We start from the raw sequence: 21,670 nt of genomic DNA on the forward strand, positions 1-21,670 counted from the left end.
GCCCCATGGCTCACCAGACTCGCTGGACAATGTCGCAAGTCACTGCTTTATTTGATAAACCCCTTCTTGAACTGCTGTTTGAAGCACAGCAAATTCACCGTCAGCACTTCGATCCGCAGCAGGTTCAGGTGAGCACGCTGCTGTCGATCAAAACCGGTGCCTGCCCGGAAGACTGCAAATACTGCCCGCAAAGTGCGCGCTACAAAACCGGCCTCGAATCCGAGCGGCTGATGGAGGTGGAGCAGGTGCTGGAGTCTGCCCGCCAGGCGAAAAATGCCGGTTCAACCCGTTTCTGCATGGGCGCGGCGTGGAAAAACCCCCACGAGCGCGACATGCCCTATCTCGAGCAGATGGTGCAGGGCGTGAAGGCGATGGGCCTCGAAGCCTGCATGACGCTCGGCACCCTGGACGACACCCAGGCGCAGCGCCTGGCCTCGGCGGGGCTGGATTACTACAACCACAACCTCGACACCTCCCCGGAGTTCTACGGCAATATCATCACCACCCGCACCTACCAGGAGCGCCTGGACACCCTGGACAAAGTGCGTGATGCGGGCATTAAGGTCTGCTCGGGCGGGATCGTGGGCCTGGGTGAAACGGTGACCGACCGTGCCGGTCTGCTGCTGCAGCTGGCTAATCTCCCGACCCCGCCGGAGAGCGTGCCGATCAACATGCTGGTGAAGGTGAAGGGCACCCCGCTGGCGGACAACGACGACGTCGACGCCTTTGACTTCATCCGCACCATTGCGGTGGCGCGCGTGATGATGCCAACCTCTTACGTGCGTCTCTCTGCCGGTCGCGAGCAGATGAACGAGCAGACCCAGGCGATGTGCTTTATGGCCGGGGCCAACTCCATTTTCTACGGCTGCAAGCTGCTGACCACGCCGAACCCGGAAGAGGACAAAGACGTCCAGCTGTTCCGCAAGCTGGGGCTGAATCCGCAGCAGACCGCCGTTCTTACAGGTGATAACGAGCAGCAGCACCAGCTGGAACAGCAGCTTTTCAACGCCGATACCGACCAGTTCTACAACGCGGCGACGGTATGACCTGGCAACAACGTATTGATGCCGCCCTCGATGCCCGTCGGGCGGCAGACGCGCTGCGCGTGCGCACAACGGTGGAGAACGGCGCAGGCCGTTTTCTCACCCGCGACCAGCGGCGCTACTGCAATTTTTCCAGCAACGACTATCTCGGCCTGAGCCAGCACCCGGCCATTATCCGCGCCTGGCAGCAGGGGGCGGAGCAGTATGGCGTGGGCAGCGGCGGCTCCGGCCACGTCAGCGGCTACACCACCGCGCATCAGGCGCTGGAGGAGCATCTCGCCGACTGGCTTGGCTATCCCCGCGCGCTGCTGTTTATCTCCGGCTTTGCCGCCAACCAGGCGCTGATTGCTGCCCTCACCGATAAAACCGACCGCATTGTCGCCGACCGCCTGAGCCATGCTTCCCTGCTGGAGGCGGCCAGCCACAGCCCGGCGCAGCTTCGCCGTTTTGCCCATAACGATGTCGCCCAGCTGGCCTCCCTGCTGGATAAACCCTGCGACGGCCAGCAGCTGGTGGTGACCGAAGGGATTTTCAGCATGGACGGCGACAGCGCCCCGCTGGCCGATATTCATGCTGCGGCCCAGCGTCACGGTAGCTGGCTGCTGGTGGACGATGCCCACGGGATTGGCGTGACCGGGCCAGAAGGGCGGGGCAGCGCGGCCAGCCAGAGCGTTAAACCCGAGCTGCTGGTGGTGACCTTTGGCAAAGGCGTCGGGGTGAGCGGCGCGGCGGTGCTGTGCAGCGATTCTGTCGCCAACTATCTGCTGCAGTTTGCCCGGCATCTGATCTACAGCACCAGCATGCCGCCTGCCCAGGCGATGGCGCTGCGGGCGGCGTTTGACCTTATTCGCAGCGACGTAGGGGAGGCGCGTCGGCAGCGGCTGGCGGCCCATATCCACCAGTTCCGCGCGGGCGTGCGTGACCTGCCATTTGAGCTCACCGCCTCCCGAAGCGCCATTCAGCCGCTGATTGTGGGTGAAAATGACCGCGCCCTGCACCTGGCGCAGACCCTCAGGGAACAGGGGATCTGGGTGACGGCTATCCGTCCGCCCACCGTCCCGACGGGAACCGCGCGCCTGCGCCTGACCCTGACGGCGGCGCATGAAGCGTCCGACATCACCGCGTTACTGGAGGCGCTGCATGGCGCAAGTGAATAAACAGGCGATTGCCGCTGCTTTTGGCCGGGCGGCGCAAAGCTACTCCCGTCACGACGCGCTCCAGCGCCAAAGCGCCGACGGGCTGCGGGCGCTGCTGGCAGACACCACTTTTGCCAGCGTGCTGGATGCCGGTTGCGGGCCGGGCAGCAACAGCCTGGCCTGGCGCAGTGCCGGAAGCCTGGTGACGGCGATGGATCTCAGCGCCCCGATGCTGGACGAAGCGCGGCGCAACCAGGCGGCCGACTGCTATCTGCAGGCCGATATCGAAGCCATCCCCCTGGCGGACGGGCAGTTTAGCCTTGTCTGGAGCCATCTGGCGGTGCAGTGGTGCACCAGCCTGCCGCAGGCGCTGGCCGAGCTCTGGCGGGTGGCGAAACCCGGGGGCAGGGTGGCCTTTACCACCCTGCTGAAGGACTCCCTGCCGGAGCTGAATCAGGCCTGGCTTGCGGTGGACACGCAGCCGCACGCCAACCGTTTTCTGACCGGGGAACAGGTCGCCGGGGCGTTATCCGGCTGGCGGCACCGCTCTGCGATCCAGACCGTCACCCTGCTGTTTGACGATGCCCTCAGCGCCATGCAATCCCTGAAGGGGATCGGCGCCACCCATCTGCATGCCGGGCGGGCCGGGAAGCCCTTAACCCGCGGGCAATTGCAGACGCTGGCGCAGGCGTGGCCGCAGCGTGAAGGCAAATTCCCGCTCTCTTATCAACTTTTTCATGGAATTATCGAACGTGACTGAACGCTATTTCGTTACCGGCACCGACACCGAGGTCGGTAAAACCGTGGCCAGCACCGCACTGCTGCAGGCGGCGCGGGCGCTGGGCCGCAATACCGCAGGATACAAGCCGGTCGCCTCGGGGAGCGAGATGACCCCCGAGGGGCTGCGTAACAGCGACGCGCTGGCGCTGCAGCACAACAGCAGCGTGGCGCTCAGCTATCAGGCGGTAAACCCTTACACCTTCGCGGAGCCCACCTCGCCGCATATCATCAGCGCCGACGAGCAGCGCCCCATCGAATTCAGCGCGCTCACTGCCGGGCTACGTGCGCTGGAGAGCCAGGCCGACTGGGTGCTGGTGGAAGGGGCTGGCGGCTGGTTTACGCCGCTTTCAGACGAGCAGACCTTTGCCGACTGGGCGATTGCCGAGCGGCTGCCGGTGATCCTGGTGGTGGGGGTGAAGCTGGGCTGCATCAACCACGCGATGCTCACCGCCCAGGCGATCCGCCAGGCGGGGCTGCATTTTGCGGGCTGGGTGGCCAACGTGGTGGTGGCCCCCGGCAAACGCCACGGGGAATACATGGCGACGCTTAAACGCGTGCTGCCCGCACCGCTGCTGGGGGAGATCCCCTGGCTTGGCGACGAGGCCGACACCGCGGACATCGGGCGTTATCTCTCTCTTAACGCGCTGACGCCGTCGGCCCCATCCAGTGGGCGATAAGCGGGGCATCCAGCTCGCTGACCCGGCCCTGGGCCACGTTGCGCCCGCGATACAGCAAGCAAAAGCGATCTGCCACCCGGCGGATCAGCGACAGGTGCTGCTCGGCCAGCAGCACCGATAATCCCAGCTCGCGGCTAAGCCTGAGCAGCAGCTGCGCCAGCTTGACGCTAAACTGCTGGCTGGCGCCACGGCTGGGCTCGTCGAGGATCAGCAGGCGAGGGCGGGTCACCAGCGCGTTCGCCAGCGCCAGCTGATACTGCTGGTCATTGTTAAGCCCTGACGCCCGCAGCTGGCGTAGCGGGTAAAGCTCCGGGAAGAACTCAAAAATATCGCTGCTCACCGGCCCACCTTCGTTCCCTTTCGCCATCCGCGCGATATGCAGATTCTCCTCTACCGTCAGCTGCGAAAAGATCCGCCGCTCCTGCGGGACAAAGCTAATGCCCGCGCCCGGGCTTAATTCGCAGGGGGAGGCCCCGGCGTCATGCCAGACCATCGAGCCGCTGGCGATGGGCAGCAGGCCAGCGATACAGCTTACAAGGGTTGTTTTCCCCATTCCGGGCAGCCCGACCACCCCGGTACAGACGCCGGGGGGCAGGTCGAGATCAACGTTCCACAGGGTGTGGCGATCCCCGTAATACTGATTCACGGCACGCAGGCTCAACATGGTGTTTCTCCTTAACAGACGTTGATGACCTCAGAAACACTGCAAGACTCTTGCCACCGCCCGTAAAAAGGCGATTAAACATCTCTTTTTCGGAATCCACTCAGAAAGCAGCCTCAGCGGGGAGGGAACCTGCACTACGTCGGTGCCACGAAGGGTGCGACTGGTGCAGCCACCATTTGAACGAAATGTGAGCAATCTCTCATCAATTCGTTATCTGATTTTCGGCATCAGATCGCCAAAATTGGGCGATAAAAATTTTTTACCGTCGCGCTGTGGGCAAAAACCGGGAATTAGCTGAGTCACGCTCCGTATGGCCTGGAAGCAGTTATCCACTATTCCTGTGGATAACCATGTGCATTAGAGTTAGAAAACACAAGGTAAGCGAGAGAATACGCGGCCTGCGCCTGAATTGATGCGAAACGCGTCTTTTTGAAAATTTGAAATTGAATCAAAGCGTTAAATAAAATCAATCTCTGTCATTAAACTGTCAACGTAATGCGCTAAAGTCCGGCGTCTCGCCTTGACAAATGTTAAAAATTAAAAAGTTCTGGGGATAACCCTGCATTGATGGAATTTTATCCCGTCGCAGCCTAAATTTTGTTCAACTTTGTTTGATTCCTGACCTGAGTGGCACAAAACAACGTGGTTGCCACTGGCTTTATATCCAGTATAATTTACTGGCAAAAATAGCCATCCAGAGTAAAATTACTCACCTGCCGTATCAACCATCATCAGGTCGCCGTTCATGAGTAAACCGTTCAAACTGAATTCCGCTTTCCGTCCTTCCGGCGATCAGCCTGAAGCGATTCGCCGTCTGAAAGAGGGGCTGGAGGATGGGCTTGCGCACCAGACGCTGCTGGGGGTGACCGGGTCGGGTAAAACCTTCACCGTCGCCAACGTGATCGCCGATCTGCAGCGCCCGACCATGGTGCTGGCCCCGAACAAAACCCTGGCGGCGCAGCTCTACGGCGAGATGAAGGAGTTCTTCCCGGATAATGCGGTGGAATACTTCGTCTCTTACTACGACTATTACCAGCCGGAAGCCTACGTCCCGAGCTCCGATACCTTTATCGAAAAAGACGCCTCGGTGAACGAACACATCGAGCAGATGCGTCTCTCCGCCACCAAAGCGCTGCTTGAGCGCCGTGACGTGGTGGTCGTTGCCTCGGTGTCGGCGATCTACGGCCTGGGCGATCCGGATCTCTATCTGAAGATGATGCTGCACCTGACCGTGGGGATGATCATCGATCAGCGCGCCATCCTGCGCCGCCTGGCCGAGCTGCAGTACACCCGTAACGATCAGGCTTTCCAGCGCGGTACCTTCCGGGTGCGCGGCGAAGTGATCGACATTTTCCCGGCGGAGTCGGACGACTTTGCGCTGCGCGTGGAGCTTTTCGATGAAGAGGTGGAGCGGCTGTCGCTGTTTGACCCGCTGACCGGGCATGTTGAATCCACCATTCAGCGCTTTACCGTCTACCCGAAAACCCACTACGTCACCCCGCGCGAGCGCATCGTGCAGGCGATGGAAGACATCAAGGTTGAACTGGCCGATCGCCGTAAAACCCTGCTGGAGAATAATAAGCTGCTGGAAGAGCAGCGTATCAGCCAGCGAACCCAGTTCGATCTCGAGATGATGAACGAGCTGGGCTACTGCTCCGGTATCGAAAACTACTCCCGCTATCTCTCCGGTCGCGGGCCGGGCGAAGCGCCGCCAACCCTGTTTGATTACCTGCCGGCGGATGGTCTGCTGGTGGTGGACGAATCCCACGTCACCATTCCGCAGATTGGCGGGATGTATCGCGGCGACCGGGCGCGTAAAGAGACGCTGGTGGAGTACGGCTTCCGCCTGCCGTCTGCGCTGGATAACCGCCCAATGAAGTTTGAAGAGTTCGAGGCGCTGGCCCCGCAAACCATCTACGTGTCGGCAACGCCGGGCAACTACGAGCTGGAGAAATCGGGCGACGAAGTGGTGGATCAGGTGGTGCGTCCGACCGGCCTGCTGGATCCGATTATCGAAGTGCGTCCGGTTGCTACCCAGGTGGACGATCTGCTGTCTGAGATCCGCGCCAGGGCGGCCATCAACGAGCGCGTGCTGGTCACCACCCTGACCAAGCGCATGGCGGAAGACCTGACCGAATACCTCGAAGAGCACGGCGAGAAGGTGCGCTATCTGCACTCGGATATCGACACCGTGGAGCGTATGGAGATCATCCGCGATCTGCGCCTGGGCGAGTTCGACGTGCTGGTGGGGATCAACCTGCTCCGTGAGGGTCTTGATATGCCGGAAGTGTCGCTGGTGGCGATTCTGGACGCCGATAAAGAGGGCTTCCTGCGCTCCGAGCGATCGCTGATCCAGACCATCGGCCGTGCGGCGCGAAACGTCAACGGCAAAGCGATTCTGTACGGGGATAAGATCACCCCGTCGATGGCCAAAGCGATTAGTGAAACCGAACGCCGTCGCGAGAAGCAGCAGCGCTACAACGAAGAGCACGGCATCACCCCGCAGGGGCTAAACAAGAAGGTGGTGGATATCCTGCAGCTCGGCCAGAACATCGCTAAGACCAAAACCAAGGGCCGCGGCAAGTCGCGCTCACCGGTTGAGGCCGATACCGTGGCGCTGACGCCGAAAGCGCTGCAGCAGAAAATTCACGAGCTGGAAGGGCAGATGATGCAGCACGCCCAGAACCTCGAGTTCGAGGAGGCCGCGCAGATCCGCGACCAGCTGCATCAGCTGCGGGATCTGTTTATTGCGGCGTCGTAGGTAAAAGCAAAATGGCAGCCGAAGGCTGCCATTTTTAGGGTTTGCACCTTATCTCTGTGGGATGAGGAATCCCCAGTAATTTTCGTATGTTTACCGCGATGAAATAATTTCAGGATAATAAGGGATTTACAGCGACTACCTCGTCCGGCTGAAAATCGACGAAGCGTTGACCGCAGGCCGGGGCGAGGCGCAGGGATGCGCCGAGAGGGGGCGACCTACATGGATGTAGGATCGCCCCCGACCCTAAGCCTGCGGGAATAAGCTGAGTGCACCGCGAAGCGGCGATTTTCCTGGCCGGGAGCCGGGATTGCTAAGGGGGCGGCGGCGAGCCCACTTAGCACGTTCACGGGTGGCGTGGCTGACAGAGAAGCACAAAACATACAGTGAACGGAACCACCACCACAGTCACATGCTCCCCCTCACCCCAACCCTCTCCCTGAATGGAGAGGGGGCAGATCGTGCCATTATTTTTTTGTGGGGATCCCTCACCCCTGTGGGAGAAGGCCGGGATGAGGGCATCAGACCGCACCAGCTTGTAGGTCCGGTAAGCGCAGCAATACAAACCGCACTCAACCCAACGCCTGTACCGCCTTCTCCAGCGCCACGCGCAACAGATGCCGGTCATGGCGGTACTTAATATCGCTGGCCTCAAGCGGCTCCTGCACCACTACCCGGCCTTCCATACCTGAGACATCCTCTTTAGGCCCGACCACCACCGCATCGATAATCTTTTTCCCCACGTACTGCTCCATCAGCGCCAGCTTGTCGGCCAGCGAAAGCCCCGCGGCAGCCGGGCTGAGCTCGCGGCCCAGATTACCGATATAGACCACCGGGGCAGGCGTGCGCCGCATTGCCTGTGCCAGCTCTTTAATCAGCAGCAGCGGCATCAGGCTGGTGTAAAAACTGCCGGGGCCGATGAGGATCAAATCCGCTTCGCCAATTGCCTCCACCGCTTCGCGGGTCGCCGGAACGGAGGGATAAAGCATCAGCTCCTTTGGCGGCGTGGGAAGCTGATCGATATTTACCTCGCCATACACTTCATGGTCGTTGCAGTCGATTGCCATCAGATCGACCGGAAGTTCGGACATTGGGATAAGAAACGCATCCACTTTAAGCAGGTTGCGAATTAAATTGATCGCCTCCAGAGGCCGCACGCTGAGGTGATCCAGCGCCTTTAACATCAGGTTTCCGAGGTTATGCCCGGAAAGTTCGCCATTTCCGCCAAAACGATACTCAAACATCGCCGAAGCCACGCTCTGTTCGGTGATAAGCTGATTCAGACAGTTGCGCATATCCCCCCAGGCGATACCGCCTTCGGAGCGCCGGATGCGTCCGGTTGAGCCGCCGTTATCGGTGGTGGTGACGATCCCGGTCAGGCGGGAGCCAAGCGACGACAACGAGGACATGACCCGGCCCAGTCCGTGGCCTCCGCCGAGAGCGACCACCCGGTCAAGATCCGCAAAAGTGCGATTGCGCATAAAAATTCCTTAATAAGACCAATGCGTAAACAGTAACTCAACTACTCCTAAATGACGATGCTGCGACCGGCTCAAAATGACGTATATCAATGCAAAAGTATGATAATTGAGTATTCTAATTCGAAATTGCACGATTAGCTCGCTATATACAAGTTTATATAGCGAAAGCCGACGATAGCGAAACTCTGTTTAACACGCTAATATCGGCATAACCACGTTTTCATCACTGAAAACATACACTCTAGCCCTGGCACCTGTGTCGACAGATATGGTGCCCTGGCCGTGGCGGTTTCGCCACCAGGGTACAGGAAGAAATGACTGTGCCTCCCGTATCAGGAAAGGTGTACATGGCTTCACAACTTACCGATGCATTCGCGCGTAAGTTTTTTTACCTGCGTTTGTCGATTACCGATGTGTGCAACTTCCGTTGCACCTACTGCCTGCCGGATGGCTACAAACCCGGCGGCGTCACCAATAACGGCTTTCTCTCCGTGGATGAAGTGCGCCGCGTCACGCGCGCGTTTGCCGCCATGGGAACCGAGAAGGTCCGTCTTACCGGCGGCGAACCCTCGCTGCGCCGGGACTTCACCGATATCATCGCGGCGGTGCGTGAAAATGACGCCATCCGCCAGATAGCGGTCACCACCAATGGCTATCGTCTGGCGCGCGATGTCGCGCAGTGGCGCGAGGCGGGCCTGACGGCGATTAACGTCAGCGTCGACAGCCTCGATGCCCGTCAGTTTCATGCCATCACCGGCCAGGATAAATTCCACCAGGTGATGGACGGCATCGATGCGGCATTTGCTGCTGGCTTCGAGAAGGTGAAGGTCAACACCGTGCTGATGCGCGATGTGAACCATCATCAGCTGGACACCTTCCTGGCGTGGATCAAACCCCGCCGCATTCAACTGCGCTTTATCGAGCTGATGGAGACGGGTGAGGGCAGCGATCTCTTCTCCCGCCACCACATCTCCGGCATGGTGCTGCGCGATGAACTGCTCAAGCGCGGCTGGATCCACCAGCTTCGCCAGCGCAGCGACGGCCCGGCGCAGGTCTTCTGCCACCCCGACTACGAAGGGGAGATCGGGCTTATCATGCCGTATGAAAAAGACTTCTGCGCCAGCTGTAACCGCCTGCGCGTCTCGTCGGTAGGTAAACTGCACCTGTGCCTGTTTGGCGACGGCGGCGTCGATCTGCGCGATCTGCTGGCCGATGACGCGCAGCAGGCGGCGCTGGAAGGACGCATTTCTGACGCGCTGATGCACAAAAAACAGACCCACTTCCTGCATCAGGGCAACACCGGGATCACCCAGAACCTGTCATATATTGGCGGGTAATCGCTACAAGGAACCAGAAGATGAGTCAGGTAAGCGCTGAATTTATCCCGACGCGTATTGCTATTCTTACCGTTTCCGAACGCCGCGGCGAAGAGGATGACACCTCCGGGCACTGGCTGCGCGATGCGGCCCACGAGGCGGGGCATCACATTGTCGACAAGGCGATCGTGAAAGAGAACCGCTACGCCATTCGCGCGGAAGTGTCGCGCTGGGTAGCCAGTGACGACGTCCAGGTAGTGCTGATCACCGGCGGGACCGGTTTTACCCCGGGCGATCAGGCCCCGGAAGCGCTGCTGCCGCTGTTCGATCGCGAAATCGAAGGCTTTGGGGAAGTGTTCCGCATGCTCTCTTTTGAAGAGATCGGCACCTCCACCCTGCAGTCTCGCGCCGTCGCGGGGATCGCCAACAACACGGTGATTTTTGCCATGCCGGGTTCAACCAAAGCGTGCCGCACCGCCTGGGAAAACATCATCGCCCCGCAGCTGGATGCCCGCACGCGTCCCTGTAATTTCCATCCTCATCTGAAGAAGTAAGCTATGTCGCAACTGACCCACATTAACGCCGCTGGCGAAGCGCATATGGTGGATGTCTCCGCCAAGGCCGAGACCGTGCGCGAAGCGCGCGCGGAAGCGTTCGTCACCATGCTCCCGGAAACCCTGGCCATGATCGTTGACGGCAGCCACCACAAAGGGGATGTCTTCGCCACCGCGCGCATCGCCGGGATCCAGGCGGCAAAACGCACCTGGGAGCTGATCCCGCTGTGCCATCCGCTGATGCTCAGCAAAGTGGAGGTCAACCTGCGGGCAGAGCAGGAGCATAACCGCGTGCGCATTGAGTCGCTGTGCCGCCTGACCGGGAAAACCGGGGTGGAGATGGAAGCCTTAACCGCGGCCTCCGTGGCGGCGCTGACCATCTACGACATGTGCAAAGCGGTGCAGAAGGATATGGTTATCGGCCCGGTTCGCCTGCTGGCGAAAAGCGGCGGTAAATCGGGTGATTTCAGGGCACAAGAGAATGATTAAAGTACTGTTTTTTGCGCAGGTGCGTGAGCTGGTGAACACCGACAGCCTGACGCTGGATATTCAGGTCGATACCGTGGAAGCGCTGCGGGCGCATCTGGCGGCGCAAAGCGATCGCTGGGCGCTGGCGCTGGACGCAGAAAAACTGCTGGCGGCGGTAAACCAGACGCTGGTGGAGTTCACCCATCCGGTGAAGCCTGGCGATGAGGTGGCCTTTTTCCCACCGGTTACCGGGGGCTGAGATGGCGGAGACCAAAATTGTTGTCGAGGCGGCGCGTTTCAACGTCGGGAGCGAGTACAGCTGGCTGGCGGAGCGTGACGAAGACGGGGCGGTGGTCACCTTCACCGGCAAAGTGCGCAACCACAATCTGGGCGACAGCGTGAAGGCGCTGACCCTTGAGCACTATCCCGGCATGACCGAAAAGGCGCTGGCGGAGATCGTCGACCAGGCGCGCGAGCGCTGGCCGCTCGGCCGCGTCACCGTGATCCACCGCATCGGCGAGATGTGGCCGGGCGAAGAGATCGTCTTTGTCGGCGTGACCAGCGCCCATCGCGGCAGCGCCTTTGCGGCGGGCGAGTTCATTATGGATTATCTGAAAACCCGCGCCCCGTTCTGGAAGCGCGAAGCCACCCCAGAGGGCGATCGCTGGGTCGAGTCCCGCGACAGCGACAAGGAAGCCGCCAGCCGCTGGTAGCCGGATTGCCGGGATGTGTTAGGCTTTAACTGTGTGTCCACTTAAAAAGGAGTGCGTTATGGACAGATTTCCCCGTTCCGATTCCATCGTTCAGCAGAGCCGTACCGGGCTGCAAACCTACATGGCCCAGGTCTACGGCTGGATGACCTGCGGTTTGCTGCTCACCGCGTTTGTCGCATGGTTTTCCGCGAACACCCCTGCGGTGATGATGTTTGTCTTCTCCAGCAAGATCACCTTTTTTGGCCTGATTATCGCCCAGCTGGCGCTGGTGTTTGTCCTCTCGGGGCTGGTGCATAAGCTCAGCGCAGGGATGGCCACCACGCTGTTTATGCTCTATTCGGCCCTGACCGGCCTGACGCTCTCCAGTATCTTCATCGTCTACACCTACTCCTCGATTGCCAGTACCTTTGTGGTCGCGGGCGGGATGTTCGGCGCGATGAGTCTTTACGGCTACACCACTAAACGCGACCTGAGCGGGTTTGGCAATATGCTGTTTATGGCGCTGATTGGGATTGTGCTGGCGTCGCTGGTGAACTTCTGGCTGAAGAGTGAAGCGCTGATGTGGGCGGTGACCTATATCGGAGTGATTGTCTTTGTCGGCCTGACGGCGTACGACACGCAAAAGCTGAAAAACATCGGTGAGCAGATCGACGTGCGCGACAGTTCAAACCTGCGCAAGTACTCGATTCTTGGAGCGTTAACCCTCTATCTGGACTTCATCAACCTGTTCCTGATGCTGCTGCGTATTTTCGGCAACCGTCGTTGATTGTGGTGCCCGGCGGCGCGTTGCTTGCCGGGCCTACAGAACCCGTAGGCCGGGTAAGCGCAGCGCCACCCGGCATAGCCCGCACTTACTTCACCATCTCTCTCTCATTTTTGGCGCGTAATTTCTTCGCCCGGCTCTCCAGCACCAGATAACAGACCGTTGCCAGCCCCAGCGGCAGGAAGTAATAGAGCATGCGGTAGGCCAGCAGGGCGGCGATGATGGTGCCGTGAGAAACGTGCTCCCCCGCTAAAAGGGCAATAAACACCGCTTCCAGCACGCCGATCCCGGCCGGGATATGAACAATCACCCCGGCGATACTGCTCACCAGCAGCACCCCCAGCACGAAGAAGTAGTTCACGTCTTCGCCCATCAACAGCCAGATAATCGCCCCCATCGCCATCCAGTTGGCGGCGGAAATCCCCATCTGCGCCAGCGCGAAACGCCAGGAGGGAAGCACCAGCTTCTGCCCCTTGATGGTCATATGACGCCGCTTAGCGAAGGCGCAGGCCCACAGGTAGAAAGCGATTACCAGCAGCAGCACGATGCCGAGAATGCGCAGCGTCGACTGATCGATATACCAGTGATCGGGCAACTGCACCACGCCCGCGGTGAAGATCACCCCGCCCAGCAGGATGTAGCCCAGCCAGTTGGTGGTGATACTCAGGGAGAAAATGCGGGTGATGGTGCCGCTGGGCAGCCCCAGGCGGGAGTAGAGCCGGTAGCGCATGCCGATGCCGCCAACCCAGGTACTCAGGGTCAGGTTAAAGGCGTAGCAGATAAACGACACCAGCATGACCTGACGCTTTGCCAGCTTATGCCCGCAGTAGACCCGCCCCAGCAGATCGTAACAGCCATACAGCAGGAAGCTCAGCACCACCAGGGCCACTGCGCCCATCAGCGACAGGCGGTCGTAGTCGCGGATAACCTTCCATACTTCGGCCCAGTCGACCTTTTTGGCGTAAACCACCAGCAGCACCGCAACAGCAATGAAGAACACCCAGGTGAGGATCTTCTTTGCCAGATGCCAGCGCGAATGTTTTTTACTCATCAGGGTTTTACCCCCGTATTGCCTGCCTCGACGCGATCCTGCGTCTCCATCTCAGGCTGTACCGGCGGCGGCACCTGCGCCAGCTTCGGCGTATGGGCTGGCAACCAGCCGACCAGCGCCGGGAAGTGGCGCAGGAAGTGGAACACCACCACGCTCTTGCCCAGATTCCACCAGGTGCGTTTCGGCACCATCGACTCATCCACCCGCACGCAGTCTTCGGCGATGATGGCGGTGAGGTTGTCGCGCAGGGTCTGGTTAAATTCGCGATCGTGAATGATCAGGTTTGCCTCCAGATTCAGCGACAGGCTGAGGGGATCAAGGTTGCTGGAGCCGACGGTCACCCAGTGATCGTCCATCAGCGCCACTTTGCCGTGCAGGGGACGGCGGCGATATTCGTAAATCTCGACGCCTCCTTTCACCAGATAGTTGTAGAGCAGACGCGCGCCCACCGTGACAATCGGCATATCCGGCTCGCCCTGCACAATCAGCCTGACCCGCACGCCGCGCCGCGCCGCGTTGCGCATGGCGTGCAGCAGGCGATAGCCCGGGAAGAAGTAGGCGTTGGCGATGATCACTTCGCGCCGGGCATTGGCCAGCATCTTCAGATAGTGGCGCTCAATATCGTCCCGGTGCTCTTCGTTATCGCGCCAGATAAACAGCGCCTGGGCTTCACCCGGTTTGGTGTTCTCTTCCGCGCGGTGACGCCGTTTCCACCAGCGACGAACCGCCGCTTTGCCGGGGAGATTTTCCACGACAAACTGCAAAATATCCTGCACCACCGGCCCTTCGACCTGGACGGCATAATCCTGCTTGGCCTCCGGGCCATAGTCCGACATATGTTCTGCGGAGTAGTTAATCCCGCCGACAAACGCCACCTTCTCATCCACCACCACGATTTTACGGTGCATGCGGCGGAAGACGTTGGTGCGCATACCAAAAAGAGGTGGACGGGGATCGTAGTAGCGGAATACCACCCCTGCCGAGGTCAGTTCCCCGACGAACTCGTCGCTGAGGTCGGGAGAGCCGTAGCCGTCGAGCAGCACTTCGATATGCACCCCGCGCTGGGCGGCGCGCAGAAGAACCGCATGCAGCTTTCGCCCTACGTTGTCTTCAAACCAGATAAAGGTTTCCAGCAGCACCCGGCTCTGGGCTTTCTCAATGGCGGCAAATACCGCCGGGTAATATTGATCGCCATTCTCCAGCAGCTTTATCCTGTTGCCGCTTTGCCATGAACATTTCATAGATGAATCTCCGCACTTAACGGCGCATGGTCGGAAAGGTGACGCCAGTTGCTCAGGGCCAGCGCGGTGGGGCTGCTGGCATGAGCGTTTTTGACATAGATCCTGTCCAGACGCAGCAGCGGGAACCTCACCGGGAAGGTGCGGGCAGGCCTGCCGTGGGCGAGGGTGAAGATCTCCTCCAGCCCGGCCTCCGCTTTTAGCGGATGGTTGGCGCGCTGGCGCCAGTCGTTAAAATCGCCCGCCACCACCACCGGCTCCCCTTCGGGCAGGCCGTTGACCCACTCGGACATCATCTGCAGCTGCGCCTGTCGATGCGCTTCGCGCAGGCCAAGGTGAACCGAAGCCACGTGCAGCGGCCTGTTCAGCTCGGGTATGCCAATCCGGCAGTAGAGCAGCCCGCGCTTTTCGCTCTCGCCCACCGACACATCATGATTTTCATAGTGTTCGATCGGGTAGCGGGAGAGAACGGCATTGCCGTGATGCCCCTCGGGATAGACGGCGTTGCGCCCGTAGGCATAATCGCTCCACATGGTGTCGGCGAGAAATTCGTAGTGGCTGGTATCGGGCCAGTTTTCCACATGCAGGGGATGCACTTCGTGCGCGCCCATCACTTCCTGCAGGCAGACAATATCCGCGCTGACGGTGCGCACGGCGTCACGCAGTTCGGGCAGAATGAAACGGCGGTTAAACGCCGCGAATCCTTTATGAATGTTGATCGTTAACACTTTAAGCGAAAAATGCCGGGTTTGTTGGGCCATACACTCCTTCCCGCGTCACTATCCTGATGAAAATAAAGTGTAGTCGTCGTCACAAAAAGGTGCTGTGTTACGGAATTTTCCGTAAAGTGCGATAGTCTGAACATGCAGAGTAAAATCCTTCAGGAGAGTGCCATGAAGTGGCAACAACGCATACGCGTCGCAACCGGCCTGAGTTGCTGGCAGATTATGTTGCATTTATTGGTCGTGGCCGTACTGGTAATGGCCTGGATGAGCGGGACCCTGGTGCGGGTCGGCTTAGGATTATGCGTGCTGTACGGCGTGACCGTCCTGTTGATGCTCTTTTTACAGCGTCATCATGAAGAGCGCTGGCGCGAAGTGGCGGATGTGCTCGAAGAGCTCACCACCACCTGGTATTTCGGTGCGGCACTGATTGTGCTGTGGCTGCTCTCCCGCGTGCTGCAAAACAACCTGCTGCTGGCCCTGGCAGGTCTGGCTATCCTCGCAGGACCGGCGGTCGTTTCCCTGTTAGCGAAAGACAAAAAGCTACGCGATATTGCGTCTAAACATCGCGTACGCCACTGAGCCCGTCACGGCCGCTATCACCAGTAGCGGCCACAAACTCCCCCACACAATATCCAGACTCGCATCCTTCAGATAGATCTGCTTGGTGATATCGGTAAAGTGCCGGATCGGGTTCACCCAGGTTAAATTCTGCAGCCACACCGGCATGTTCTCCACCGGCGAGACGTAGCCCGAGAGCAAAATGGCGGGCATCATAAAGACGAACACCCCGATAAACGCCTGCTGCTGGGTCGAGCAGAGCGCCGAGATCAGCAGCCCAAACCCCACCAGCGACAGCCCGTAAATCACCATCGTGAAGTAGAAAAGCAGCAGCGATCCGGCAAAGGGAATGTGATAGGCCCAGATGCCAATCGCCAGCACTATGCTGGCCTGGAAGGTAGCGACAATCAGGGCCGGAACCGCCTTGCCGACGAAGATTTGCCAGGTGGACAGCGGGGAGACCAGCAGCTGATCGAAGGTGCCCTGTTCGCGCTCGCGGGCCACCGACAGCGAGGTGACGATCATCACCCCGATGGTGGTGATCATGGCGATCAGCGATGGCACCACAAACCATTTGTAGTCGAGGTTCGGGTTATACCAGTTGCGCACCACCAGCTCGCTGTTATTCGGTTTCGGTTTGCCCTCCATCAGCTCCTGCTGATAATCCTTCACCACCTGTTGCAGGTAGTTGGCGGCAATCTGCGCGCTGTTGGAGTTACGCCCGTCGAGGATCAGCTGCATCGGCGCCGTCTGCAGGGTGTCGAGATTGCGCGAGAAATCGGCCGGGAAGCGCACCAGCAGCAGCGCCTTTTGCGTGTCGATGGTGGGCTGGATCTCCTGCGGGCTCTTAAGGAGCAGCACATGGGTAAAGGCTTTGGCGCCGGCAAAGCGCTGGGTCAGCTCCACCGAATGTTTGCCGTTATCTTCGTTATAGATGGCGATGGTGGCGTTCGTCACCTCCAGCGTCGCCGCCCACGGGAACAGCAGCACCTGGATCAGCACCGGCAGAATCAAAATCGCCCGGGTCTGCGGCTCGCGCAGCAGCGACTGCAGCTCTTTGCGGATCAATGTCCATAAACGGTGAAACATAATAGCTCCTCAAAACGCCACAAAATCAACAGGCCCCGTAGGCCCGGTAAGCGCAGCGCCACCGGGCACAACCGATGCAGGACGGCTAATCCAGCCGCCGTTTGGTTTTCATCCACGTCAGCCCAATAAACATCACCGCTGACGCTATCAAAAACAGCAGGTTCACAATCAACACCACCGGGATATTGCCCGCCAGGAACAGGCTTTGCAGGGTGCTGACGAAATAGCGCGCCGGGATGATGTAGGTCACCGCGCGGATCACCGCTGGCATACTGTCGATCTGGAAAATAAACCCGGACAGCATAATCGACGGCAGAAACGCGGCGTTCAGCGCTACCTGGGCGGCATTAAACTGGTTGCGGGTAATGGTGGAGATAAGCAGCCCCATCCCCAGGGTGCTGAGTAAAAACAGGCTGGTGATGACGAACAGTATGAGCAGCGAGCCGCGATAAGGTACGCCGAGAATAAAAACAGACACCAGCATGCAGAGCAGCATCGCCAGCATCCCGAGGAAATAGTAGGGGATCAGCTTGCACAGCAGCAGCTCGGTGCGCGTCACTTCGGTGGAGAGCAGCGCCTCCATGGTGCCGCGCTCCCACTCGCGGGCGATCACCAGCGAGGTCAGAATAGCGCCGATCACCGTCATGATAATGGTCACCGCGCCGGGGATAATAAAGTGCTGGCTGATGGCCGCCGGGTTAAACCAGTACCGGGTCTGGACGTCGATTAATGGCTCGAATTTTTCGCCGCGATCTTCCGCCCGCTGCATCTGCCACAGCTGCCAGATCCCTTCCGTATAGCCCTGCACGAAGTTGGCGGTGTTGGGCTCGCTGCCGTCGGTGATTACCTGGATGGGGGCGGTGTCGTTCGCCTGCGCCATGCGGGCTGCGAAATCCACCGGGATGACAATCAGGCCGCGAATGCGCCCGGCCTGCATCATCTGGGTTAACTGCTGGCGATCGTCGCTGATGGTGGCGTCGATATAGGGCGAGCCGGTCAGGGTATGGGTAAAGTCGAGCGCCTCTTCGCTGTGCTGCTCCAGCAGAATGCCCACCCGCAGCTTGCTGGAGTCGAGGTTAATCCCGTAGCCGAAGATAAACAGCAGCAGCAGGGGGATCACCACCGCAATCAGCCAGCTGCTGGGGTCGCGGACGATCTGCCGCGTCTCTTTGATGCACAGGGCGCGGACCCGACGCCAGGAGAGGGCGGTATCAGACATGGCCGTGCTCCTTATCCCAGTCGTTGATGAGCGTAATAAACGCCTGCTCCATGGTGGGGTCGGGCTGCTGCTCGTCCGCCACCTGAGCCTTAAGATCGTCCGGCGTGCCGTGGGCAATCAGCTTGCCGCGATAGACCAGCCCAATCCGGTCACAGTACTCCGCCTCATCCATAAAGTGGGTGGTGACCATCACCGTCACCCCTTTTTCCACCATGCTGTTGATATGCAGCCAGAACTCCCGGCGGGTGAGGGGATCGACGCCGGAGGTGGGTTCGTCGAGAAACAGAATGTCCGGCTCATGCATCAGGGAGCAGGCCAGCGCCAGCCGCTGCTTGAACCCGAGTGGCAGCGCGTCGGTGGCCTGGCCAGCCACCTGGCGCAGGCCAAAGGCCTCGCTCATGCGGGCGATTTTTTCACTCTGCGCCCGCCCGCGCAGCCCGTAGACGCCGGAGAAAAAGCGCAGGTTCTGCTCCACGGTCAGGTTGCCGTAGAGGGAGAATTTTTGCGCCATATAGCCCAGATGCTGGCGCGCCTTGCCGGAGCTGACCTTCAAATCCATGTCCAGCACCAGTGCTTTACCGGCAGTAGGCACCAGCAGGCCGCACATCATTTTAAAGGTGGTGGATTTGCCCGCGCCGTTGGGGCCCAACAGGCCGAAGATTTCTCCGCGTTTCACCGCAAAGTTAACGTCATCGGTGGCGGCAAAATCACCGAATTTTTTGGTCAGGGATTTCGCCTCAATCACCGTTTCGCCGGGCGTGCCCTCCACGGTATGCAGAATAGCCCCCAGCGGCGATTCGGCGGTGTCTGCGCCGCCGAGCAGATCGATAAAGGCATCTTCGAAGCGCGGGGCGGTCTCTTCGATAGCCAGATCCGGCAGATCCGCGTTATGGCGCAGATCGTCAGTGCTGGCCTCTTTTTTAAGGATCACCCGCACCGATTTCCCCTGGATCATGCCGTCGCTCACCTGGGGCAGCTTCAGCACCCGCTGCAGCAGGCGTCGGTTGTTCTCATGGGGAGAGTGCAGCAGCACGCTGCGCCCGGTCATGCTCTGTGTGAGTTTGGTGGGGTCGCCCTGATAGAGCAGCTCCCCTTCGTTCATCAGCAGCACGTCCCGGCACTGCTCCGCTTCGTCGAGATAGGAGGTGCTCCAGAGGATCAACATCCCGTCGCCCGCCAGCTCGTGCACCATCTGCCACAGCTCGCGGCGGGAGATAGGGTCGACGCCGACGCCGGGTTCGTCCAGCAGCAGCACCTTCGGTTCCCCCACCAGGGTGCAGGCCAGCCCCAGCTTCTGCTTCATACCGCCGGAGAGCTTGCCCGCCAGCCGCCCGGTGAAGGGGCCCAGCGAGGTAAACTCAAGCAGGCGCTGAAAGGTTTTCTCCCGCGTTTCACCGGTGACGCTGCGCAGGTCGGCGTAGAGGGTCAGGTTCTCCATCACCGTCAGATCTTCATACAGGCCGAACTTCTGCGGCATATAGCCCAGCATGGCGTGCAGGGCGCGATCGTCCTGGACCGGATCCAGCCCCAGCACGCTGGCGGTACCTTCGTCGGGCTTCAGCAGCCCGGCCAGCATGCGCATCAGGGTGGTTTTGCCCGCGCCGTCCGGGCCCACCAGCCCGGTGACGTAGCCCTTCTGCAGCGTGCAGTCGAGGGGCGCGACGGCGGGTTTGTCCATCCCGGCAAAGCGTTTCACCAGGCCGGTAAGCTGGATCACCGCATCACTCATGGGTTTGCCCGTTGTCGAAGCTGACGGTCACCGGCATCCCCTGGCGCAGGGCGTCGTCGGCATCGGTGACGACAATGCGCAGGCGATAGACCAGATCGGTACGCAGGTCCGGGGTTTCAACGGTTTTTGGCGTAAATTCGGCGGTGGGGGAGACAAAGCCGATTTTCCCGCGATACGGCTTGTCCGGGCGACCGTCGGTGTAGAGCAGCACCTCGCGCCCCGGTTTAGCCTCTCCGAGGCTGGCTTCGTTCACATAGGCCCGCACCCACACCGGGCGGGTGAGCGACAGGGTCAGCACCGTGCTGCCCGCGTTGAGCATGCTGCCGGGCTCCACGGCGCGGGTCATCAGCGTGCCGTTGGCCGGGGCGACCAGCGTGGTGTCGTGCAGATCCAGCTCGGCCTGTGCCAGCTGGGCCTGAGCCTGTTCGAGGCTGGCTTTGGCCTGGGCGATATCCTGCTCGCGGTTACCGGAGCGATACTGACGCAGCTTGTCCTGAGAAGATTTCAGGGTCGCCAGAGCCTGATCCCGCGAGGAGCGGGCGTTCTCCAGATCGTTGGCCGACACGGTGCGGCTTTTCCACAGCCCCTGCTGGCGATTGAAGAAATTCTGCGCGTAGTCATAGGCGGCCTGCGCCTGCTTAACGGCAGCGGCGGCCTGGGCCACCTCTTCGTCACGGTAGCCCGCCTGCATTAAGTCGTACTGCGCCTGGGCCACGGCAACGCCCGCTTTGGCCTGCAACAGGGCGTTCTGGTACGGGGCTTTATCCAGCTCGCCGAGCGTCTGCCCGGCGGTGATAGCATCGCCTTCATCCACGCTCAGATCCGCCAGCCGTCCGCCAACCCGGAAGCTCATATTCACGGTGCGGATATCGACGTTCCCGTACAGGGTCAGCGTTTTATCCTGCTGGCTCTGATACCACAGCCAGCCGCCGATACCGGCTGCCAGCACAACCACCACGGCCACAATAATGGCGACAGGTTTCTTCATGACTCCAGGCTCCTTTGCGTTAAGCCCTGCAGGATCAAATCCACATGACAGGTGATGACCTGACTAATCTGCAGCGCTTTATCCTCATCAAATTCGGTCCAGCCGGTGCGTAACAGAATGGTCTCCCGCCCGAGACGAAAGGCGAGCACTTCCCCCAGCAGGGCATGGGTGTGCAAAATGGTCTGCGTATCCTGTGCGTCGCGGCCGGTATAGGCCGCCACCAGCCGGGTCAGGTGGGTGTGCATCGGGGCGATAACCTGATCGTGCACCAGCTGATAGGCGGCGGAAGGGGAGAGCTGCTCCCGTGAGATAAACTTGCTCAGGTTCAGCGTATCGTCATGGGTCAGCAGCTGGATCATGTTGTTGCAGGCGTTAAGGATCAGCCCGCGAATGGCGGCGCGATCCGGTTCAGGCTCTGCCAACAGCGCGGTGGCTTCCTCCACATGCGGGCGAAAATGGCCGCCAATGAAGTCTGCGATCCACTGGGCGCAGGCGAGGTAAAGATCCTCTTTCGAGCCAAAATAGTAGGTGATGGCGGCGATATTCTGCCCGGCCTGGGCGGCGATATCGCGGGTGGTGGCATGCAGCCCATATTCGCCAAACTGCGCCAGCGCAGCGGCGATTAACTGGCTTTTGGCCTGCTCGCCTTTGGTGGTGGTCGGGATCGGATTCATAGCGGCACACAAAATTAATCAATCGATTGATTAAGATTATGACTGT

22 protein-coding genes and 1 riboswitch are annotated in these 21,670 nt (G+C 60.1%); of the genes, 12 read left to right on the forward strand and 10 right to left on the reverse strand.

Annotated elements, in window-relative coordinates; all coding sequences use genetic code 11:
* Positions 1–5 precede the first annotated feature (5 nt).
* From bioB to bioD, 4 genes are read left to right on the forward strand one after another with little or no spacing between them, the layout of a single operon-like run.
* Positions 6–1,046 (forward strand): biotin synthase BioB, encoded by a 1,041-nt coding sequence (gene bioB, locus ACOYA6_RS02545; protein WP_422653972.1) that lies wholly within the window; start codon positions 6–8, stop codon positions 1,044–1,046.
* On the forward strand, positions 1,043–2,200 hold the full coding sequence (gene bioF, locus ACOYA6_RS02550; protein ID WP_422653973.1) for an 8-amino-7-oxononanoate synthase: 1,158 nt from the start codon (positions 1,043–1,045) through the stop codon (positions 2,198–2,200). The genes bioB and bioF overlap by 4 nt, the downstream gene beginning before the upstream one ends.
* Entirely contained in the window at positions 2,184–2,939 is a 756-nt protein-coding gene (bioC, locus tag ACOYA6_RS02555) for a malonyl-ACP O-methyltransferase BioC (RefSeq protein ID WP_422653974.1), read from the forward strand. Before bioF ends, bioC begins: the two co-directional genes overlap by 17 nt.
* A complete protein-coding gene (gene bioD, locus ACOYA6_RS02560; RefSeq protein WP_171029939.1) occupies positions 2,932–3,636 on the forward strand; it encodes a dethiobiotin synthase in 705 nt (234 codons plus the stop codon). The genes bioC and bioD overlap by 8 nt, the downstream gene beginning before the upstream one ends.
* Here bioD and ACOYA6_RS02565 read toward each other — a convergent pair.
* A complete protein-coding gene (locus tag ACOYA6_RS02565; RefSeq protein ID WP_422653975.1) occupies positions 3,596–4,300 on the reverse strand; it encodes an ABC transporter ATP-binding protein in 705 nt (234 codons plus the stop codon). The two genes, bioD and ACOYA6_RS02565, sit on opposite strands and share 41 nt — an antisense overlap.
* 745 nt (positions 4,301–5,045) lie before the next feature.
* Between ACOYA6_RS02565 and uvrB the strand changes: the two genes are divergently transcribed.
* A complete protein-coding gene (uvrB, locus tag ACOYA6_RS02570) occupies positions 5,046–7,061 on the forward strand; it encodes an excinuclease ABC subunit UvrB (protein WP_039029376.1) in 2,016 nt (671 codons plus the stop codon).
* A 569-nt stretch (positions 7,062–7,630) separates the two neighbouring features.
* Here the strand turns inward: uvrB and yvcK are convergent.
* Entirely contained in the window at positions 7,631–8,539 is a 909-nt protein-coding gene (yvcK, locus tag ACOYA6_RS02575; protein WP_039029377.1) for a uridine diphosphate-N-acetylglucosamine-binding protein YvcK, read from the reverse strand.
* 225 nt (positions 8,540–8,764) lie between these two features.
* Positions 8,765–8,899: riboswitch (molybdenum cofactor riboswitch) on the forward strand.
* On the opposite strand from yvcK, the gene moaA reads away from it, so the two are divergent.
* The 6 genes from moaA to ACOYA6_RS02605 all read left to right on the forward strand — a co-directional run bounded on the left by moaA (position 8,887) and on the right by ACOYA6_RS02605 (position 12,356).
* The gene (gene moaA / locus ACOYA6_RS02580; RefSeq protein ID WP_422653976.1) at positions 8,887–9,876 is read left to right on the forward strand and encodes a GTP 3',8-cyclase MoaA; all 990 of its coding nucleotides are present in this window, start codon (positions 8,887–8,889) and stop codon (positions 9,874–9,876) included. It overlaps the preceding riboswitch by 13 nt.
* 20 nt (positions 9,877–9,896) lie before the next feature.
* Complete coding sequence (gene moaB / locus ACOYA6_RS02585; protein WP_039029379.1) at positions 9,897–10,409, forward strand: molybdenum cofactor biosynthesis protein B; 513 nt, start codon at positions 9,897–9,899, stop codon at positions 10,407–10,409.
* A gap of 3 nt (positions 10,410–10,412) precedes the next feature.
* Positions 10,413–10,898: a cyclic pyranopterin monophosphate synthase MoaC gene (moaC, locus tag ACOYA6_RS02590; protein WP_039029380.1), complete on the forward strand. Its 486-nt coding sequence runs from the start codon at positions 10,413–10,415 to the stop codon at positions 10,896–10,898.
* Positions 10,891–11,136 (forward strand): molybdopterin synthase sulfur carrier subunit, encoded by a 246-nt coding sequence (gene moaD / locus ACOYA6_RS02595; RefSeq protein WP_039029381.1) that lies wholly within the window; start codon positions 10,891–10,893, stop codon positions 11,134–11,136. Before moaC ends, moaD begins: the two co-directional genes overlap by 8 nt.
* 1 nt (position 11,137) lies before the next feature.
* A complete protein-coding gene (moaE, locus tag ACOYA6_RS02600) occupies positions 11,138–11,590 on the forward strand; it encodes a molybdopterin synthase catalytic subunit MoaE (protein WP_138369545.1) in 453 nt (150 codons plus the stop codon).
* A gap of 58 nt (positions 11,591–11,648) precedes the next feature.
* Positions 11,649–12,356: a Bax inhibitor-1/YccA family protein gene (locus ACOYA6_RS02605; protein ID WP_039029383.1), complete on the forward strand. Its 708-nt coding sequence runs from the start codon at positions 11,649–11,651 to the stop codon at positions 12,354–12,356.
* Positions 12,357–12,441: 85 nt separating this feature from the next.
* Here the strand turns inward: ACOYA6_RS02605 and ACOYA6_RS02610 are convergent, their stop codons facing one another.
* From ACOYA6_RS02610 to ACOYA6_RS02620, 3 genes are read right to left on the reverse strand one after another with little or no spacing between them, the layout of a single operon-like run.
* The gene (locus ACOYA6_RS02610; protein ID WP_039029384.1) at positions 12,442–13,404 is read right to left on the reverse strand and encodes a lysylphosphatidylglycerol synthase domain-containing protein; all 963 of its coding nucleotides are present in this window, start codon (positions 13,402–13,404) and stop codon (positions 12,442–12,444) included.
* Positions 13,404–14,645: a cardiolipin synthase ClsB gene (clsB, locus tag ACOYA6_RS02615; RefSeq protein ID WP_422653977.1), complete on the reverse strand. Its 1,242-nt coding sequence runs from the start codon at positions 14,643–14,645 to the stop codon at positions 13,404–13,406. The genes ACOYA6_RS02610 and clsB overlap by 1 nt, the downstream gene beginning before the upstream one ends.
* Positions 14,642–15,403: an endonuclease/exonuclease/phosphatase family protein gene (locus ACOYA6_RS02620; protein ID WP_039029386.1), complete on the reverse strand. Its 762-nt coding sequence runs from the start codon at positions 15,401–15,403 to the stop codon at positions 14,642–14,644. Before ACOYA6_RS02620 ends, clsB begins: the two co-directional genes overlap by 4 nt.
* 132 nt (positions 15,404–15,535) lie before the next feature.
* Here ACOYA6_RS02620 and ACOYA6_RS02625 point away from each other — a divergent pair, with 132 nt between their 5' ends.
* Positions 15,536–15,946, forward strand: a complete 411-nt coding sequence (locus ACOYA6_RS02625; RefSeq protein ID WP_138369543.1) for a YbhQ family protein — start codon at positions 15,536–15,538, stop codon at positions 15,944–15,946.
* On the opposite strand, the gene ACOYA6_RS02630 is transcribed toward ACOYA6_RS02625, so the two are convergent.
* From ACOYA6_RS02630 to cecR, 5 genes are all read right to left on the reverse strand, one after another.
* On the reverse strand, positions 15,908–17,014 hold the full coding sequence (locus ACOYA6_RS02630; protein ID WP_422653978.1) for an ABC transporter permease: 1,107 nt from the start codon (positions 17,012–17,014) through the stop codon (positions 15,908–15,910). The genes ACOYA6_RS02625 and ACOYA6_RS02630 overlap by 39 nt on opposite strands.
* Positions 17,015–17,099: 85 nt before the next feature.
* Complete coding sequence (locus ACOYA6_RS02635) at positions 17,100–18,233, reverse strand: ABC transporter permease (protein WP_138369541.1); 1,134 nt, start codon at positions 18,231–18,233, stop codon at positions 17,100–17,102.
* A complete protein-coding gene (locus ACOYA6_RS02640; RefSeq protein WP_422653979.1) occupies positions 18,226–19,962 on the reverse strand; it encodes an ATP-binding cassette domain-containing protein in 1,737 nt (578 codons plus the stop codon). Before ACOYA6_RS02640 ends, ACOYA6_RS02635 begins: the two co-directional genes overlap by 8 nt.
* Positions 19,955–20,950 carry a secretion protein HlyD gene (hlyD, locus tag ACOYA6_RS02645; protein WP_039029391.1) on the reverse strand — a complete coding sequence of 332 codons (996 nt, stop codon included), beginning with the start codon at positions 20,948–20,950 and terminating at the stop codon, positions 19,955–19,957. The genes ACOYA6_RS02640 and hlyD overlap by 8 nt, the downstream gene beginning before the upstream one ends.
* Entirely contained in the window at positions 20,947–21,624 is a 678-nt protein-coding gene (gene cecR, locus ACOYA6_RS02650) for a transcriptional regulator CecR (RefSeq protein ID WP_422653980.1), read from the reverse strand. Before cecR ends, hlyD begins: the two co-directional genes overlap by 4 nt.
* Positions 21,625–21,670 lie beyond the last annotated feature (46 nt).

This window comes from Leclercia barmai (genome assembly GCF_049312895.1).
In the GTDB taxonomy this organism is placed as follows: domain Bacteria; phylum Pseudomonadota; class Gammaproteobacteria; order Enterobacterales; family Enterobacteriaceae; genus Enterobacter; species Enterobacter barmai.

What these genes read in the sequence shown, in the direction of transcription:
- bioB (WP_422653972.1), top strand. Translation starts at nt 6, where the DNA reads ATGGCTCACCAGACTCGCTGGACAATGTCGCAAGTCACTGCTTTATTT.
- bioF (WP_422653973.1), top strand. Translation starts at nt 1,043, where the DNA reads ATGACCTGGCAACAACGTATTGATGCCGCCCTCGATGCCCGTCGGGCG.
- bioC (WP_422653974.1), top strand. Translation starts at nt 2,184, where the DNA reads ATGGCGCAAGTGAATAAACAGGCGATTGCCGCTGCTTTTGGCCGGGCG.
- ACOYA6_RS02565 (WP_422653975.1), bottom strand. Translation starts at nt 4,300, where the DNA reads ATGTTGAGCCTGCGTGCCGTGAATCAGTATTACGGGGATCGCCACACC.
- uvrB (WP_039029376.1), top strand. Translation starts at nt 5,046, where the DNA reads ATGAGTAAACCGTTCAAACTGAATTCCGCTTTCCGTCCTTCCGGCGAT.
- yvcK (WP_039029377.1), bottom strand. Translation starts at nt 8,539, where the DNA reads ATGCGCAATCGCACTTTTGCGGATCTTGACCGGGTGGTCGCTCTCGGC.
- moaA (WP_422653976.1), top strand. Translation starts at nt 8,887, where the DNA reads ATGGCTTCACAACTTACCGATGCATTCGCGCGTAAGTTTTTTTACCTG.
- moaB (WP_039029379.1), top strand. Translation starts at nt 9,897, where the DNA reads ATGAGTCAGGTAAGCGCTGAATTTATCCCGACGCGTATTGCTATTCTT.
- moaC (WP_039029380.1), top strand. Translation starts at nt 10,413, where the DNA reads ATGTCGCAACTGACCCACATTAACGCCGCTGGCGAAGCGCATATGGTG.
- moaD (WP_039029381.1), top strand. Translation starts at nt 10,891, where the DNA reads ATGATTAAAGTACTGTTTTTTGCGCAGGTGCGTGAGCTGGTGAACACC.
- moaE (WP_138369545.1), top strand. Translation starts at nt 11,138, where the DNA reads ATGGCGGAGACCAAAATTGTTGTCGAGGCGGCGCGTTTCAACGTCGGG.
- ACOYA6_RS02605 (WP_039029383.1), top strand. Translation starts at nt 11,649, where the DNA reads ATGGACAGATTTCCCCGTTCCGATTCCATCGTTCAGCAGAGCCGTACC.
- ACOYA6_RS02610 (WP_039029384.1), bottom strand. Translation starts at nt 13,404, where the DNA reads ATGAGTAAAAAACATTCGCGCTGGCATCTGGCAAAGAAGATCCTCACC.
- clsB (WP_422653977.1), bottom strand. Translation starts at nt 14,645, where the DNA reads ATGAAATGTTCATGGCAAAGCGGCAACAGGATAAAGCTGCTGGAGAAT.
- ACOYA6_RS02620 (WP_039029386.1), bottom strand. Translation starts at nt 15,403, where the DNA reads ATGGCCCAACAAACCCGGCATTTTTCGCTTAAAGTGTTAACGATCAAC.
- ACOYA6_RS02625 (WP_138369543.1), top strand. Translation starts at nt 15,536, where the DNA reads ATGAAGTGGCAACAACGCATACGCGTCGCAACCGGCCTGAGTTGCTGG.
- ACOYA6_RS02630 (WP_422653978.1), bottom strand. Translation starts at nt 17,014, where the DNA reads ATGTTTCACCGTTTATGGACATTGATCCGCAAAGAGCTGCAGTCGCTG.
- ACOYA6_RS02635 (WP_138369541.1), bottom strand. Translation starts at nt 18,233, where the DNA reads ATGTCTGATACCGCCCTCTCCTGGCGTCGGGTCCGCGCCCTGTGCATC.
- ACOYA6_RS02640 (WP_422653979.1), bottom strand. Translation starts at nt 19,962, where the DNA reads ATGAGTGATGCGGTGATCCAGCTTACCGGCCTGGTGAAACGCTTTGCC.
- hlyD (WP_039029391.1), bottom strand. Translation starts at nt 20,950, where the DNA reads ATGAAGAAACCTGTCGCCATTATTGTGGCCGTGGTGGTTGTGCTGGCA.
- cecR (WP_422653980.1), bottom strand. Translation starts at nt 21,624, where the DNA reads ATGAATCCGATCCCGACCACCACCAAAGGCGAGCAGGCCAAAAGCCAG.